Consider the following 16,012-nt stretch of genomic DNA (forward strand, 5'->3'; position numbering starts at 1 on the left):
ACGCGCGCATGCTAACCAGGCAGTGCGCAACGATGCGCCGCGTAGCGCTTACCCCACTGCCTGTTGCAGTACCGCACCGAAGCGATCGTCGCAGGCCACCGACGCTTCGGACAACGCATCGCCCACCAGCAGCAGGGTCGGCAGACCGGGCAACAGCGCTGCCGCGGCATTGCCCAGGTCGCCCAGTGTGGTCAGCCTGCGCTGTTGCTCCGGCCGCGTGGCCGCCTGCACGATGGCGGCCGGCGTGCTGGCCGGCAGATGCGCCAGCAACGCCGTCGCCAGCGCGTCTGCACGGCGCAACCCCATGTAGATGCCGAGCGTTGTGCCGCTGGCCGCCAGCGCGCCCCAGTTCGGCTCACCATGGTCGTGCGTGTGCGCGGTGACAAACGTGATGCCATGGCAATGGCTGCGATGTGTCAATGACACTTCCAGCGACGCTGCGGCGGCAAACGCGGCGCTGACGCCATTGATCACCTGCACGCCCACGCCGGCGCGTCGCAGAAAACCGATTTCTTCGCCCGCACGGCCGAACAACAACGCATCGCCGCCTTTGACGCGCACGACGCGCAAGCCCTGCAACGCATAACGCCGCATCAGCCGGCAGATGAACTCCTGCGGCGTGGAGCGACAACCGCCGCGTTTGCCAACGCGGATCACGCGCGCCTGCGGTGCCAGCGTGACGATGTCGGGGTTGGCCAGGTCGTCGAGCAGCAGCACCTGGGCCACTGCCAGCGCCTTGACCGCCTTGATGGTGAGCAGCTCCAGATCGCCGGGACCGGCCGACAACAACACCACATCACGCGCGCAGGAAGGTGTGACTGACATGAGAGATCTCGCAGTGTGTGGAGGGATGAGGTGCATCAGGCCAGCCGCGGTTGGCGGCACAGCCGGGTCAGTTGCGGAACGCAGGAACCGCAGACGGTGCCGCAGCCGAGGCGTTGCTTGAGCTGCGCCACGTCGGCGCCATCGTCGATGGCCGCTTGAATCGCGGCGGCCGACACCTGCATGCAGGTGCACACGATCGGGTCACTGGGCGCGGAAGGCGTCGGTGCGAACACGGCCAGCCGTGCACCCCGCCAGGGCTTGCCGGCCAAGGCGACCGTCAGCAGCGACTGATTGGCATCGCTGGGGTATGCGGCAGTCAGCAGCAGGCCATCGATATGGCTCTGCCCGTCCTGTGTGCGCCAGCCAACGCGGCGCATCAATCCGCGGCGCAGATCGCGGTATTCCAGAACGTCGGCGCCGGCCGGCAACTGCAGCGCAGCCACCAGACGATCGATCCAGGCAGGATCGGGCGCGCGCTCGCAAGCCGCATGCAGCACCGCCCACTGCCCACCGGCATCCGCCAATGGCTCGGCATGCAGACGCAAGCTCGCGTAGCCGCACTCGCGTAGCAGCGGTTGCAGTGCCTGCTGCAATGCCAACGCATCACCGCGGCGTGCCGCCAGCAGATGCCAGCCGAACACCGCCTTCTCCACGCGGACTGCCGCGTGTTTGAGCTCCGGCTGGTGCGAGCGCGCATCCACCGCCGCCGTGCTGACCTCGTTGATGCCGCCGCTGGACAGCGTCTGCCCGCTCCAGTGCATTGCGGCGAAAACCGTGCCGGAGCGCAGTTCGTCCGACAACTCCAGCGGCAGCACCAGCGCACCGCGCTTGCTGGCCACCTGTACCAATTCGCCAGCCACCAGCCCGCGGCGTACGGCATCGTCCGGGTGCATGCGCAAGGACGGTTCCGGGCTGTGCGCATAGGCCGCGGCTACGCGCCCGGTGCGCGACATGCCGTGCCATTGGTCGCGCAGGCGACCGGTGAGCAGGCGCATCGGAAAGCGTGCCGAGGTGGCTTCTGCCACCTTGCGATACGGCGTTGCATGAAACCGCGCACGGCCATCGGCAGTAGCGAACACTCCATCGGTGTAACGCCGTGCCTGCCCTTGCGTCGCCCCTGCAGGAAACGGCCATTGATGCGGGCCATTGTCCAGCACTGCGTAGTCCAGGCCTCCGATATCCAGGTCGCGCCCTACCGTCAGCGCACGATGCTCGTCGAAGACCTCTGCGGTGCTGTCGAATGCAAACAGGCCAGCGCCTGTGGCGGGCGCCAGCAGTGCCTCCAGTCGACGCGCAACTTCGTTGACAATCCACCAATCGGCACGCGCCTGCCCCGGCGCTTCCACTGCCTTGCGCACGCGGGTGATGCGGCGTTCGGAGTTGGTCACCGTGCCGTCCTTCTCGCCCCAGCTGGCCGCCGGCAGCAAGACGTCGGCATAAGGCACGGTGTCGGTGCCGGAGAAGGCATCCTGCACGATCACCAGTTCGGCCTGTTCCAGCGCGGCGCGAATGCCGGCCACTTCCGGCATCGAATGCACGGGGTTGGTACAGACGATCCACACTGCCTTCAAGGTGCCGGCGCGCAGCCGCTCGAACAACTCCACCGCCGGCGTGCCGGGGTTCGGCGAGATGCGCCCCGCCGGCACGCCCCAGAGCTGCTCCACTTCGGCACGATGCTCCGCGTTGCCGATCTCGCGGTGCGCCGCCAGCATCGTCGCCATGCCGCCTACTTCGCGCCCGCCCATCGCATTGGGCTGGCCGGTCAGCGAAAACGGCCCCGCGCCCGGCTTGCCGATCTGACCGGTGGCCAGATGCAGATTGATCAATGCAAGATTTTTGTCGGTGCCGTGCGCCGACTGATTCAGGCCCATGCAATACAGCGACAGCGCCGCCGGGCTGCGCCCGAACCACTCGGCCGCCTGCACCAGGTCCTCGTGCGAGATTCCGCAGATCTCGGCGCTCATGCGCGGGGTGTACTCGCGCAACATCCGCTTGAGGGCATCAAACTCCTGCGTGCTCGCCGCAACGAAACGCGCATCCACCAGACCCTCCCAGATCAGGTGATGCAGCATGCCGTTGAACAAGGCGACGTCGGTACCGGGTTCGATTGCAAGGTGCAGGTCGGCCATGGCCGCGGTATCGGTGCGCCGCGGATCGATCACGATCCAGCGAATGTCCGGGTTGCGTGCGCGCGCGTCTTCGAGCCGGCGAAACAGCACCGGATGCGCGTACGCCATGTTGCTGCCGGCAAACAGCACCGTGTGCGCCAGCTCCAGATCTTCATAGCAGGTCGGCGGGCCATCGGCACCGAGCGCAAGCTTGTACCCGGTGACCGCGCTGGACATGCACAGGCGCGAATTGGTATCGATGTTGTTGGTGCCGAGCAGGCCCTTGGCCAGCTTGTTGAAGACGTAGTAGTCCTCGGTAAGCAGCTGCCCGGACAGATAGAACGCCACCGAATCCGGGCCATGTTCCTTGACGATGGCGGCCAGCTTGCTGCTGACATGCTGCAGGGCCTGATCCCAGCTCACCGGCGCACGCGGCGCCTGCCGATGCCGGCGCAACTCCGGCGCAAGCACACGCCCCAGCGTGCTTGCAACGGTCTGCGGCAACGCCAGACCCTTGCTGCACAGACGGCCGTGATTGGCCGGATGCAGCGGGTCGCCTTCGATGCCCACGATGCGCTCGCCATCGGCGTCGTGCTCGCTGTGGATCAGTACGCCGCAACCCACACCGCAGTAGCAACAGGTCGAACGCGTGATGCGATGCATCGGCGCTGCCATGTGCGACTGCGCTGCCGTGGCAGGCGACGCGGCCTGCAGGCCTTCGCTCATGTCGCCGGCTCGGTCACGGCATCCGGCTGCGACACCGGCTGCAACACGATCCACACGGCATCGGCTTCCACCTTGATCGGGTAGCGCGGCGCGCAGCCCACGTCCGGTGCGTGGGCCTGCCCGCTCTGCAAGCCGATCGCCCAGCCATGCAATGGGCAGGTCACGGTGTCGCCGGCCACGATTCCTTGCGACAACGGCCCGCCCTTGTGCGGGCAACGGTCGCGCAGCGCAAACACCTGGTCGTCGGCAGTGCGGAAGATGGCGATCGGCGGCAGCCCATCGACTTCCAGCACGCGCGCGCCCAGCGCCGGCAGGTCCTGCAATGCGCACACGCGCACCCATGCGGCGTTGTGCATGCTCATTCCTCCACCGTTGCGGCTGGCGCGGCGATGCGCAGCGGTTGGTATTCCTGGCGCCGCTCGCCGGCGATGCGCGCCTTCCAGGGGTCGACCAGGCCTTCGAGCGAATACAACAGCCGCTCGTACAGCGCACGCCGGTTGGCCGCGTCGTCGACCACCTGCGCACGGATGTAATCCAGCCCCACGCGTGCGATGTAGTGCACCGTGCGATCCAGGTAATAGGCCTGTTCGCGATACAGCTGCAAAAACGCACCGGTGTATTCGCGTACTTCCTCGGCCGTGGTCACCTTGACCAGAAAGCGCGCAACCTCGGTCTTGATGCCGCCATTGCCGCCAACATGCAGCTCCCAGCCCGAGTCCACCGCGATAATGCCCACATCCTTGATGCCGGATTCGGCGCAATTCCGCGGGCAACCAGACACCGCCAGCTTCACCTTGTGCGGGCTCCACATGTTGGCCAGCATGGTTTCCAGATCTATGCCCATCTGCGTGCTGTTCTGGGTGCCGAAGCGGCAAAACTCGCTGCCCACGCAGGTCTTTACCGTGCGGATCGACTTGCCGTAGGCATGGCCGGACGGCATGCCCAGATCGCGCCACACATCCACCAGATCTTCTTTCTTGACGCCAAGCAGATCGATGCGCTGTCCGCCGGTTACCTTGACCATCGGCACCGCGTACTTGTCGGCGACATCGGCAATGCGGCGCAACTCGCTGGCGTTGGTCACCCCGCCTTTCATCTGCGGAATCACCGAGAAGGTGCCGTCTTTCTGGATGTTGGCGTGCGCGCGCTCGTTGATGAAACGCGATTGCGGGTCGTCGATGGCTTCATGCGGCCAGGTCGAGAGCATGTAGTAGTTGATCGCCGGCCGGCAGGTGGCGCAGCCATTGGGCGTGCGCCACTCCATGAAGGCATAGGCCTGCGCGTGGGTCAGTAGTTTGTGTTCGCGAATGGCACGGCGCACTTCGCCATGACTCAAGTCGGTACACGCGCAAACCGCCTTGGTTTTTGGGGTTTCCTGGAAGTTGGAGCCCAGGCAGTTCATCAGGATCTGTTCGACCAAGCCGGTGCACGAACCGCAGGAACTGGCCGCCTTGGTGTGCTTTTTTACCTCGTCCACAGTGAACAGGCCTTGCTCACTGATCGCTTTGACAATCGTGCCCTTGCACACGCCGTTGCAACCGCAGACCTCGTCGGTGTCGGACATGGCGCTGGCGCGGTCCTGGCCGCCGGTGCCCGAGTCGCCCAACGCGCTCTCGCCGAAGATCAATTGGTCGCGTTGCGCCTGGATCGGCGTGCCGTCCTTGAGCAACTTGAAGTACCAGCCGCCATCGCTGGTGTCGCCATACAGGCACGCACCCACCAGCACGTCGTCGCGGATCACCAGCTTTTTATAGACGCCGCCGGCCGGGTCGGACAGCACGATTTCTTCGCAGCCATCGCCGCCCATGAAGTCGCCGGCCGAAAACAGGTCGATGCCGGTGACCTTGAGCTTGGTCGATGCCACCGAGCCGCGATAGATACCGATACCGAACTGCGCCAGATGGTTGGCGCAGACCTTGGCCTGCTCGAACAATGGCGCGACCAGACCATACGCAATGCCACGATGGTTGGCGCACTCGCCCACCGCATACACGCGCGGGTCGAAACTCTGCAGGCTGTCGTTGACCACGATGCCGCGTGAGCAATGGATGCCGGCTTCTTCGGCCAGCCGCGTATTCGGGCGAATGCCGGCGGCCATCACCACCAGATCGGCGGGGATCTCGCTGCCGTCGGCAAACTTCACCCCGATCACTTCGCCCTGCGCATTGCCCAGCAGCGCGCTGGTGGCGGTATTGAGGCGGAACTCCAGCCCGCGTGCGCGCAGTGCCTGTTGCAACAGGTTACCGGCCACCGGGTCGAGCTGGCGCTCCAGCAACCAGCCAGCCAAGTGCACCACGGTCACGTCCATGCCACGCACTTTCAACCCGTTGGCCGCTTCCAAACCGAGCAGGCCGCCACCGATCACCACCGCATGCTGTCTGCTGCGCGCGGTGTCGATCATGGTGCGGGTGTCCTGGATATCGCGATACCCGATCACGCCTTTCAACGTATTGCCGGGAATCGGCAGCACGAACGGCACCGAGCCGGTGGCGATCAACAACCGGTCGTACTCGGCTTCGGTGCCATCGGCGGCGATCACGCGGCGGCGCACGCGATCGATGCGTGTCACTTCCTTGTTCAAGTGCAGATGGATGCCGTTGTCGCGGTACCACTGCAGCGGGTTCAACACGATGTCGTCGAACTCCTGCTCGCCGGCCAACACGGGCGAGAGCAGGATGCGGTTGTAGTTGGGATGCGGCTCGGCCCCGAACACGGTGATGTGATACATGCCCGGCATCAGCTTGAGCAGTTCTTCTACGGTGCGGATGCCGGCCATGCCGTTGCCGATGACGACGAGTCTGGGTTGCTTCATTGCCTGGATTCCTGTCGACATGTCAGACGCGCGCCGCGCCGGCGGTAGACCATTCGCTGCGCCATTGGGTCTTGACCCCGGCCAGCAGCGCCCAGCCACCCAAAGCGAATGCGGCGAACAGCCACATGCCCAGTGCATAACTGCCGGTGTGTTGCTTGAGCACGCCCAGGCTCGCGGCCAGCGCAAACCCGCCGATGCCGCCGGCCATGCCGATCAAGCCGGTCATTACCCCGATGTCCTGGCCAAATCGCTGCGGAACCAGCTGAAAAACAGCGCCATTGCCAGCGCCAAGGCACAGCAAGGTCAGTACGAACAACGCCAGCGTGAGCGTGGCCCCACCCGCACCGAATCCGGCGATGCCCACCAGCACGGCCACCAGCAGATACACCGTCAGCAAGGCACGTGTGCCGCCGACGCGATCGGCAATCACGCCGCCGAGCGGCCGCATCACCGAACCGGCTAGCACGCAGGCCGCAGTTGCCCAACCGGCAGTGCGCGCATCGAAACCGAATTGGTCGTGGAAGTAGCCCGGCAAGGCGCTCGCAAAGCCGGAAAACCCGCCAAAGGTGATCGCGTAGAAAAACATGAAGCGCCATGCATCGCGGTTGCCCACCAGCACGCGGCCGTAGTCGGCCCATTGCTTGCGTGCGACCGGTGTGGGCGCTTCCTTGGCAATCGACGCAAACACGATCAGCGTCAGCACCAAAGGGATGCACGCCAGTCCAAACACGTTTTGATAGCCGAATGCGGCGGCCAGCATTGGCGCGAACAACGCGGCCAGCACCGTGCCGGAATTGCCTGCACCGGCAATGCCCATCGCAGTGCCCTGATGCTCGGGCGGATACCAGCGCGATGCCAGCGGCAGTGCCACTGCAAACGAGGCGCCGGCAATGCCGAGCAGCATACCCAATATCAGCACCTGCCCCATGCTGTTGACGCCCAGTTGCCAGGCACCGAACAACGCGGCGATGACGGCGAGCTGCGCGAGTACGCCGGCACGCTTTGCACCGACGCGATCGGCAAACATGCCCAGCACCAGGCGCAACACCGCGCCGCACAGGATGGGCACCGCCACCATCAAGGCGCGCTGCTGCGTATCCAATCCCAGCGCTTGCGCAATCGGTACCTGCAACGGCCCGAGCAGATACCACACCATGAAGCTCAGGTCGAAATACAGGAAGGATGCGAACAAGGTGGGCGTGTGCCCGGATCGCCAGAACGAGCGCTGCATAGAGACCTCTTCGAATGCGATGGCCAAAAAAAAACGGCGTCCCTCCGGTAAACCGGAAGGACGCCGTTGTCCTGGATGCGTGCGGATCGCCGTTGAACCGCTGCACCGTGTACGTGTTGTTGCAGGCACGCCGTTGTACCTGCACGTGACTGCTACGCAATCAGCGTGCCAACTTTTTCATCAACACGTCACATTGCCGCAAGCCATTGAAAAATTGACGTTTCATCGAATTTCGCGCGAATGCTTCGCGGCTTTCTGGTGGACAGATGCAGCTCGCCACTCCCGTCTTTCGTGCGGCTACGCACCAATAGCGTGCGCCGGCCATCCAGATGGCTAGCTAGGCAAGATCAACATGCTGCACCCATCGCGTGTGCCGCAGCGAAGCCGTGGACCTACGGCTCCGCAAAGAATGCATCTGCGCTATCCGACCACTGCGGTGCAGAAGATGTGTCGATTCGTCACATCCTTGTAAATTCAGGCAAGTGCTGTGTGCGTCGAGGGCGTGGTGCCCTCGACGCTCGCGGGACACGCCGTGAATCCGTCCGTGGAGGCTCGGTGGCGGCATCCATGCCGCCACACGGTCCCGCGAGCGGCAAGGACACCGCGCCAGACCGTTGGTCGGTCGCTTTATCTAAGACCAACACACCAGCCCTCTCCACTGGTCATTGCGCGCCTACCGTCGCGGGACCTTATGCGGCATGGATGCCGCATAAGAGCCTCCCCGGAAGGATGCACGGCGTGTCCCGCGATGGTAGGCGCGCAAGGGCCCTGCAGAAAAACCTCAGCTCAGCCGCTCCGCAAGGCTCCTTCCGCACTATCCAACCACTGCGAAGCAGGCGAGGTATCGATTCGTCGCGTCTTTATTGATAGAGGCAGACCCCGAGTACGTCGCGGGTGCGATGCCCTCGCCGCTAGCGGGACACGCTTTGAATCCATCTCTGGAGGCTCGGTGGCGGCATCCATGCCGCCACACGGTCCCGCAAGCGGCGAGGACACCGCGCCAGACCGTTGGTCGGTCGCTGTATTAAAAAACAACACACCAACCCTCTCCTCTGGTCCTTGCCCGCCTACCGTCGCCGGACGTTATGCGGCATGGACGCCGCATAAGGGCCTCAATGGACGGATGCACAGCGTGTCCCGCGATGGTGGCCGGGCAAGGCCCTTCAAAAAAACCGTATCAGTCGCCTATAGGTGTATCGAACAACCGATTGCGCCGATGATCGCCATCCGGCACAGCCACCCCCACGCGCGCCGCGGCACGGCGATAGTTGTCCAAGCGATGGATGTCGCGCAGCCGCGCGATATCGTCGTCCTGGATGTCGTGCCATCCCCAGCGCTGAAACTGGCGCAGGAACCACTCGCCATCCGATAGCCAAGGCATGTTCACCGTGCCGTGGCGATGGAAGGCCAGCGCGGTGGCATCGCGCGCTAGACCATCGGCATCTGCATCGGCATCCAGGCACGCTGCCAGATGCGCCGCCGACACGCCGATATGCTGCGGCTCCGCCAACCACTGCGCGCAGTGCGCGCGATTGTCCGCAGAGGCATCCAGCCAGCGGCACGCTTCCAGCACGCAGGCGGTCAATTGCTCGGTCAGCTCGGGCTGCAAGGCGGCAAACTCGCGCCGGCAGGCCAGCACCTTTTCGGGATGACCGGGCCACAGTTGACCACTGCGGATCACCCGCGCGCCGCTGCCCTGCGCCTGCGCCACGGCCGCCCAGGGCTCCCCGGAGCAGTAGCCATCGATCAATCCACTGGCCAGGGCATCGGGCATCTGCGGCGGTGGAATGCTGAGCACATCGACATCGCGCATCGGGTCCACGCCGCCCGCGGCCAGCCAGTAATACAGCCACAACGCGTGCGTGCCAGTGGGAAAGGTCTGCGCAAACACCGCGCGTCGTCCCAGGTTTTTCAGTACCTGCGGCAGCGCCTGGCCGTCGACAAGCGCCTGCGCCAATGCCGGCGCCATGGTGATCGCCTGACCGTTGTGGTTGAGCGTCATCAGCAACGCCATCGGGCACTGCGGCCCGGCAACGCCCAAATCGATGGCATACACCAGGCTGGCCAGCGCATGCGCTGCGTCCACTTCGCCCGCCAGCAGACGGTCGCGGACGCCGGCCCAGGAGGCCTGCCGGTGCAGGTCCAGCTGCAGGCCGTGCACGCGATCCAGGCCCAGCCGATGTGCGGCAATCAACGGCGCGCAGTCGATCAGCGGCATGTAGGCCACGCGCAATACGGGGAGGTCGGCTTGGCTCATCTGTTCATCCCAACAACTCGGCCATGGCCACGATGCGTCGCGCCACTTCGGCCAGCTTGACGCCCTGCTTCATCGCCTGCTGGCGCAGCGCGGCGTACGCATCGGCCTCGCTGAGGCCACGTTTTTCCATCAGCAGGCCCTTGGCGCGGTCGATCTGTTTGCGGTCCTGCAAGGCCTGCTGCACATCGTCCAGGCGTTTGCGCATGCTGCTTTCGTGCGCAAACCGGGCCAGCGCCACCTGCACGATCGGCGCCAGCCGCGCCGGCGCCAGGCCATCCACCACATACGCGGTGACACCTGCACCCACCGCAGCGTGGATCAGCGCGTCGTCGCCATCGCCGGAAAACATCACCACCGGGCGCGGCGCGTGGGTGTGCAGCATCGACAACTGCTCCAACGTGTCGCGCGACGGCGAATCCACGTCGATCACCACCACATCCGGCTGCTGGCTCTGCACCGCATGCAGCAACGCACCGACCGATGCCACATCGTCGAGCACCGTGTAGCCGGCGCGCGTCAATGCCTGGCGCAGTTCGCCAATGGGCTTTTCGGTATCGTTGACCAGCAAAACACGCATTGGCGGCGGCGAGGCGTGTGGACGTGGCCCGATGGTGCCATGCAACATGCCGTTGGTGCGAGTCATCATTTTGGAGTGGGTCTGATGCCGTTGTTTCCGTTGTTCGCAAATCTGCAGGGGCGTGCCGTGCTGGTGATCGGCGGTGGCGAGGTCGCCACGCGCAAGGTGCTCGCGCTGCTCAAGGCAGGCGCGCAGATCCGCCTGTATGCGCACGCGCTGTCGCCTGAGCTTGCGGAGTTGATGCAGGCCGGGCGCTTCGAGCAGCTCGGCGGGGAGTTCGATCCGGCCTGGATCGACACGGTGTGGCTGGTGGTCGCAGCCACCGACGACACCGACTTGAATCAACGCGTCGCTGCGGCCGCGGGCGCGCGTCAGCGGCTGGTCAACGTGGTGGACGATGCCGAGCTGTCGACGTACCAGGTGCCGGCGATCGTGGATCGCGACCCGCTGGTCATCGCCATTTCATCGGCCGGTGCGGCGCCGATGCTGGCACGCCGCCTGCGCGAGCGGCTTGAGCGCGAGCTGGATGCATCGGTGGGCCGCTTCGCTGGTTTGTTTGCGCGCCATCGCGAGCGTATCCGCAGCCAATTTCCCGATATGAACCGGCGCAGGCGTTGGTTCGATCGCGTGATCGATGGGCAGGTGCCGTTGCTGCTGCAGGCCGGCGACGATGCCGCAGCCGAAGCGGCCTTCAATGCGGCACTCGACGATGCAAATACCGTCCCGGCGCGCGGCAGCGTGCAGCTGGTCGGCACCGGCCCCGGCGATCCAGGGCTGCTGACCTTGAAGGCGTTGCGTGCAATGAATCTGGCCGATGTACTGCTAGTCGGCGCGGATGTGCCCCACGCGATCCTCGAGTTGGCGCGCCGCGACGCCTCGCGGCGCGCACTGCCGCCCGAGCCTCAGGCACAGCACGCATTGCTGCTGGAACTGGCAAGCGAAGGCCTGCATGTGGTTGCGCTGCGCAGCGGTACCGGCTACTGCGCTACGGCAGCGGCCCCGATCGAAGCCGCACTGCAGGAACGCGGACTGGCCTGCGAGCGCGTACCAGGCATTTGCACCGAACGGTGCAAGCGGCTCACGCCGTGACCAAGAGCGGTTAACAGAAACGTCTACGCAGCACCCAAGCGGCGCGGTCGGTGCTCGGAGTGCGTATGTATCTCTACATGCACTCAGCTTCCGGTGTGCCGTCCCCACTCGCCTGACGACTGCTCACCACATTTTTAGCCGCTTCAAGTCGCAAGCAGACTGCGGCCGTGTCGGTGCTGGGCAGACCGAAGGACGAGCGCTTACCGCATTCCATCCCTGTGTCGGCCCATCACGCGCATGCAGCAACGGCGCATCTAAGACGTCAACTCACTCCTTCGGAAACCGCTTGCGCGCACTGTCGCGCACATCGATATCGAAGGTCACGTGCAGCGCCATGTGTTCTGCATGCCCGGCGCCCGCATCGAAACTGAAGCTCAATCCCTCGCGGCTCGGAAGTTGGCGGGCGTGTTGTTCCAACGCATCGCGCGGCACCAGCAATTGCCAGTGATCGGTGGCGCAATTGCATGCAGCGTGACCGCCGGTCAGGCTGACGCTATGCCGCACCAGCCGCGCGCCCTGCCCACTTGGCAAACGGCTGAGATTGTCGACGCTGCGCCCGGCAAGCAAAGCAGCCAGTTCGTCTTCGTCGATACGGAACCGCACGTTCTGACCTTCAATCTGGATTTTCATGAATGAGCTGACTCCACTGCTCGGGCGTATTGCAATTGACGAACGCGGCGCGTTCGCTGTCTGTGACAGCCACGCGATGGCACTGCAGTGAACGCTGCAGGGCGCGCAGCGAGCGTGACGAGGCCGCACCGTGCATCAACGTCGACAACGCTTCACGCACAGTGGCATCGATGCACAGGCGCATCGGCAACATCTGCTCATCGAAAGTGACACAGCGCTGCTGCGCGGGTGCCAGCAATCGCGCGATCAACTGCGTGGAAAGCAGCGGCATATCCACCGGCACCACCACCAGCGTGGTCAGATCGGCGACCTGATCGATCACGCTGACCAACCCGCCGAGCGGCCCCAGATCCGGCTGCGTATCGGCGATGCCGTCATAGTCCGGGCGCTGGCCGCTGATCAGTACATCCTGCGCACCCGCATCGCGCAGAAGCGCCTGCATCTGCGCAATCAATGGACGCCCGCGCCAAAGCAGCATGGCCTTGTCCTGCCCCATCCGCGACGAGCGGCCGCCGGCCAGCACCACACCGGTCCATGGAGATGCGGCGCTCATGCCGTGCACGCGCCTGTCGTGCGGTCCGCATGCCGGCTCATGCCATCAACACCGGGGCTGCCGGCTGCAGATGGCCCAGCCCGAAAACCTCCGCGGTCGTATGTGGCGCCGCTGCGTCGTCCTGCGGCTCCAGCACCGCCCAGACATTGGCCTGCAGCAAGGGCGCCACCCGGAACGATTCCTGCTGCGGCAGGATCTGCACGCACAGCGCGCCCAGCGCGTTGCAGTACAACCGAGCACGCAGATGCTGGCGCCAGATCGGCCGCGCTTGCAGCGGCGTCTCCAATGCCACGCGCAGGCCGCGCTCGTCCGGCATGCCCAGCAATCCGCGCAAGGCCGGTTCGACAAAAAACCGGAGCCCAGCCGCGCTGGCCATAGGATTGCCCGGCAAGCCCACGTACAACACGCCGTCGGCAAACCGTGCCAGCAACACCGGCTTGCCCGGTCGCACGGCGACCTTGTGAAACAGCAGGCGCGCTGCGTGCCGCGCCAATGCATCGGGCACAAAGTCATAGCGACCACGCGACACCGCACCCGTACTCAAGATCACGTCGGCGCCAGCGTTGCGCGCCTGTGCAAGTGCGGCGTCGAACGCCGCATCGTCGTCACCCACCTGCCCTTGCCACACCAGGTGCGCGCCCGCTGCGTGCACCTGGCTGCGCAGATAGCTGCTGGTGCCATCGCGGATCTGTCCGGGTTGCAGCGGTTGCGTGGGGTCGCTGATCAACTCGCGGCCGGTCGCGATCAGCGCAACCCGTGGTCGCCGCACGACCTGAACTTGCGCGCATCCCAGACCAGCCAGCAACATCAAATGCGCACCACGCAGCACGGTACCCGCAGCGATCACGACATCATCCAGGCGAACATCTTCGCCACGGCAGCGGATGTGCTGCCCCGCACGCACATCCGCACGCAGCCGGATGCGGCTGGGGCGTGCGTCGTGGTGGGCAAGAACATCTACCTGCTCGATCGGCACCACCGCATCGGCATGCGCAGGTACGCCAGCGCCGGTCATGATCTCCCACGCCGCACCCAACTCCGCCGCACTGGCATCTGTCCCTGCTGCGACCGTGCCCGCCACTACATGCTCGCTGCCTGCTGCAGCACCAAGCCCCTGTGTGGCGATGGCAAACCCATCCATGGCGCTGTTATCGAATGGTGGCAGCTCGGCCGGACTCGACAACGCCTGCGCAAGTACACGGCCCTCGGCATCGGCGCTGTCCACCCACTCGCCGGCTAGCGTGGCGACCTGCTGGTGCACGATGGCAAGTGCTTCGGCGTAGCTGATCATGAGCAATGCGATGCCGACCGGTGGATGACCTGGCTAGGATACCGGCCTGCAGCGTGGCCGGTACAGCGTGGGCAGTGGCGTTCTGGTAGCGCCACAACCTGGGCGCCGCGATCGACCTGCCTCTAAAGCGCGCTGGTTGGTAATCCTGCGTCTATCGTCAGCAATGCCCTGGTCCTGCTGACTGTAAGCATCGGCGATGTGCCGCAGCGGATCAAACATCGTCGCCTGGACGGAATGACTGAGGAGTGGCTGGCGGAGCCTCTGAGTGTCGACTGCACAAACAGGCATCGACTGAAGGATCAACGCCCGTGCAGTGCGTGATCTGCAGTGCCATTCCAGCTGGAGTACAGCGCAGTGCCAGAGAAAGATGCAGAAGCCGCATCTCCGTACCCCATGCTCATTCGCAAGCGGTCTAGCGCGACGGCGTGATTGACTTGGCACAGCAACCAGCTGGTAACTGGACGCATGGCGTAGCCGTTTCCGTTACGTCTTGCCAACCGTGCGCGCAGCCTTCTTCGCTGCTGCTTTGCCAGCGTTTGCGGAACTGATTGCCGACGTGCGCGTTGCATTTTTCTTTTTCGCCACCGCTCCCGTAGCGGACTGCTTCGCGGCGCGCTTTGAACCGCTTTTCGCCGCGGTCTTTGCTGCCGGTTTGCGCACTGGCGTTTTTTTCTTCGCCCCACGTTTGCGCGTCGTCGATGCGGTTTCATCGCTCGCCATCGTCTCGGCGATCGCGTCCGGTACCCGCACGCTGATCCAGGTAGGCGCGTGATCGCTGGCCTTTTCCAGGGCCCGCACCCATCTGTCTACGCCCGCATCCTGCAAGCCGGCCGCCAATGCGCGATTGAGTAGCAAATGATCGATACGCAGCCCGCGATCGCGCGCAAAATGCTGGCGAAAATAATCCCAGAACGTATAGATCGGCGCATCGCCATGCACCGCCAGCAGACTATCGGTCCAGCCCTGCTCCAGCAGCGCCTGGTACGCCTGCCGGCTTTCCGGTTGCAGCAATGCATCCTTGCGCCAACCCTTGGGGTCGTAGATGTCCGCATCGGTCGGCACGACGTTGAAGTCGCCGATCAAGGCCACCGGATGCGGCAACTCCACCAACGTCTTCGCATGCCGGATAAGACGCTGAAACCAGGCCAGCTTGTAATCAAATTTCGGACCAGGCTGCGGGTTGCCGTTGGGCAAATACAGACACGCCACCACCACTCCATGAATCGCCGCTTCCAGATAGCGACTCTGGGTGTCGCTCGGGTCCCAGGGCAGGCCACGGCGAATCTCGACAGGGTCGGCGCCGCGCGCCAGCAAGGCAACGCCATTCCAGGCGCGCTGTCCCTGCCAGATCACACCGTAGCCAGCATCGCGAACCGCCTGCTCCGGAAACGCCTCTTGTGTGGCTTTTAGCTCCTGCAGACCCACAATATCTGGTTGCTCGCGCATGAGCCATTCCAGCAGGTGCGGCAACCGGCTGGCGATTCCGTTGACGTTGAAGGTGGCGATCTTGCGTGTGGTGCTTGCCATGGATTGCCAGCTTGTTGCGCGCTCGATGAAATCGCAGCATGGCGGCGGTCACATGAAGGCGATGCCCAAGCGAGGTGAAGCTGCCGCGCAGGCATGCATGGGCGCACACGCCTCGCTGCACGCGCCCGACCACGACAGGCAAGGCATCAAAGCCAGGCATGCGGGAAAGTGCCAGTCTCGCCTCCACCCGTCTGCTACCACGCCTGGAAGACCGGCTTTTGGCGATGCGGTCGCACACACAACCATACGATGCCCCCGCACGCACCACGCACCGCACCGCGTTTCACCGAATTGAAATCGGATGCGTGCATCACGAACAAACAGCGGGATGAAGACGAAACCAACGCCGAGTCAGTGCTGACGCAGCGCCGCTTTCAATCACGCAA

The 16,012-nt window shown here is 64.8% G+C and carries 12 protein-coding genes; 1 reads left to right on the forward strand and 11 read right to left on the reverse strand.

Annotation, left to right across the window (positions count from 1 at the left end):
* Nucleotides 1–48 precede the first annotated feature (48 nt).
* The 7 genes from cobA to ASF90_RS20020 form a co-directional block, all read right to left on the reverse strand.
* Nucleotides 49–795 carry a uroporphyrinogen-III C-methyltransferase gene (gene cobA, locus ASF90_RS19990; RefSeq protein WP_193552618.1) on the reverse strand — a complete coding sequence of 249 codons (747 nt, stop codon included), beginning with the start codon at nucleotides 793–795 and terminating at the stop codon, nucleotides 49–51.
* A 65-nt stretch (nucleotides 796–860) separates the two neighbouring features.
* Nucleotides 861–3,659 (reverse strand): nitrate reductase, encoded by a 2,799-nt coding sequence (locus ASF90_RS19995; protein ID WP_082473633.1) that lies wholly within the window; start codon nucleotides 3,657–3,659, stop codon nucleotides 861–863.
* Nucleotides 3,656–4,021: a nitrite reductase small subunit NirD gene (gene nirD, locus ASF90_RS20000; protein ID WP_055854323.1), complete on the reverse strand. Its 366-nt coding sequence runs from the start codon at nucleotides 4,019–4,021 to the stop codon at nucleotides 3,656–3,658. The genes ASF90_RS19995 and nirD overlap by 4 nt, the downstream gene beginning before the upstream one ends.
* Nucleotides 4,018–6,435, reverse strand: a complete 2,418-nt coding sequence (gene nirB, locus ASF90_RS20005) for a nitrite reductase large subunit NirB (protein WP_236699321.1) — start codon at nucleotides 6,433–6,435, stop codon at nucleotides 4,018–4,020. Before nirB ends, nirD begins: the two co-directional genes overlap by 4 nt.
* A gap of 58 nt (nucleotides 6,436–6,493) precedes the next feature.
* Nucleotides 6,494–7,663 carry a nitrate/nitrite transporter gene (locus tag ASF90_RS20010; protein WP_193552617.1) on the reverse strand — a complete coding sequence of 390 codons (1,170 nt, stop codon included), beginning with the start codon at nucleotides 7,661–7,663 and terminating at the stop codon, nucleotides 6,494–6,496.
* Between the two features lie 1,216 nt (nucleotides 7,664–8,879).
* The gene (locus ASF90_RS20015; protein WP_055854329.1) at nucleotides 8,880–9,959 is read right to left on the reverse strand and encodes a CmpA/NrtA family ABC transporter substrate-binding protein; all 1,080 of its coding nucleotides are present in this window, start codon (nucleotides 9,957–9,959) and stop codon (nucleotides 8,880–8,882) included.
* 4 nt (nucleotides 9,960–9,963) lie between these two features.
* Nucleotides 9,964–10,536, reverse strand: coding sequence for an ANTAR domain-containing protein (locus tag ASF90_RS20020; protein WP_055854586.1), 573 nt, complete (start codon nucleotides 10,534–10,536; stop codon nucleotides 9,964–9,966).
* 84 nt (nucleotides 10,537–10,620) lie between these two features.
* On the opposite strand from ASF90_RS20020, the gene ASF90_RS20025 reads away from it, so the two are divergent.
* Complete coding sequence (locus ASF90_RS20025; RefSeq protein WP_055854332.1) at nucleotides 10,621–11,625, forward strand: NAD(P)-dependent oxidoreductase; 1,005 nt, start codon at nucleotides 10,621–10,623, stop codon at nucleotides 11,623–11,625.
* A 267-nt stretch (nucleotides 11,626–11,892) separates the two neighbouring features.
* On the opposite strand, the gene ASF90_RS20030 is transcribed toward ASF90_RS20025, so the two are convergent.
* From ASF90_RS20030 to xth, 4 genes are all read right to left on the reverse strand, one after another.
* On the reverse strand, nucleotides 11,893–12,255 hold the full coding sequence (locus ASF90_RS20030; RefSeq protein ID WP_055854335.1) for a hypothetical protein: 363 nt from the start codon (nucleotides 12,253–12,255) through the stop codon (nucleotides 11,893–11,895).
* Nucleotides 12,239–12,808, reverse strand: a complete 570-nt coding sequence (locus tag ASF90_RS20035; protein ID WP_055854338.1) for a molybdenum cofactor guanylyltransferase — start codon at nucleotides 12,806–12,808, stop codon at nucleotides 12,239–12,241. The genes ASF90_RS20030 and ASF90_RS20035 overlap by 17 nt, the downstream gene beginning before the upstream one ends.
* Before the next feature lie 37 nt (nucleotides 12,809–12,845).
* Nucleotides 12,846–14,099 (reverse strand): molybdopterin molybdotransferase MoeA, encoded by a 1,254-nt coding sequence (locus tag ASF90_RS20040; protein WP_055854341.1) that lies wholly within the window; start codon nucleotides 14,097–14,099, stop codon nucleotides 12,846–12,848.
* Nucleotides 14,100–14,582: 483 nt separating this feature from the next.
* Nucleotides 14,583–15,626: an exodeoxyribonuclease III gene (gene xth / locus ASF90_RS20045; RefSeq protein ID WP_055854344.1), complete on the reverse strand. Its 1,044-nt coding sequence runs from the start codon at nucleotides 15,624–15,626 to the stop codon at nucleotides 14,583–14,585.
* Nucleotides 15,627–16,012 lie beyond the last annotated feature (386 nt).

This window comes from Xanthomonas sp. Leaf148, assembly GCF_001423585.1.
Lineage (GTDB): Bacteria > Pseudomonadota > Gammaproteobacteria > Xanthomonadales > Xanthomonadaceae > Xanthomonas.

Coding starts and splice junctions, on each gene's coding strand:
- ASF90_RS19995 (WP_082473633.1), bottom strand. CDS start 3,659: ATGAGCGAAGGCCTGCAGGCCGCGTCGCCTGCCACGGCAGCGCAGTCG.
- ASF90_RS20035 (WP_055854338.1), bottom strand. CDS start 12,808: ATGAGCGCCGCATCTCCATGGACCGGTGTGGTGCTGGCCGGCGGCCGC.
- xth (WP_055854344.1), bottom strand. CDS start 15,626: ATGGCAAGCACCACACGCAAGATCGCCACCTTCAACGTCAACGGAATC.
- ASF90_RS20025 (WP_055854332.1), top strand. CDS start 10,621: ATGCCGTTGTTTCCGTTGTTCGCAAATCTGCAGGGGCGTGCCGTGCTG.
- ASF90_RS20015 (WP_055854329.1), bottom strand. CDS start 9,959: ATGAGCCAAGCCGACCTCCCCGTATTGCGCGTGGCCTACATGCCGCTG.
- ASF90_RS20030 (WP_055854335.1), bottom strand. CDS start 12,255: ATGAAAATCCAGATTGAAGGTCAGAACGTGCGGTTCCGTATCGACGAA.
- nirB (WP_236699321.1), bottom strand. CDS start 6,435: ATGGCCGGCATCCGCACCGTAGAAGAACTGCTCAAGCTGATGCCGGGC.
- nirD (WP_055854323.1), bottom strand. CDS start 4,021: ATGAGCATGCACAACGCCGCATGGGTGCGCGTGTGCGCATTGCAGGAC.
- ASF90_RS20020 (WP_055854586.1), bottom strand. CDS start 10,536: ATGCGTGTTTTGCTGGTCAACGATACCGAAAAGCCCATTGGCGAACTG.
- ASF90_RS20040 (WP_055854341.1), bottom strand. CDS start 14,099: ATGATCAGCTACGCCGAAGCACTTGCCATCGTGCACCAGCAGGTCGCC.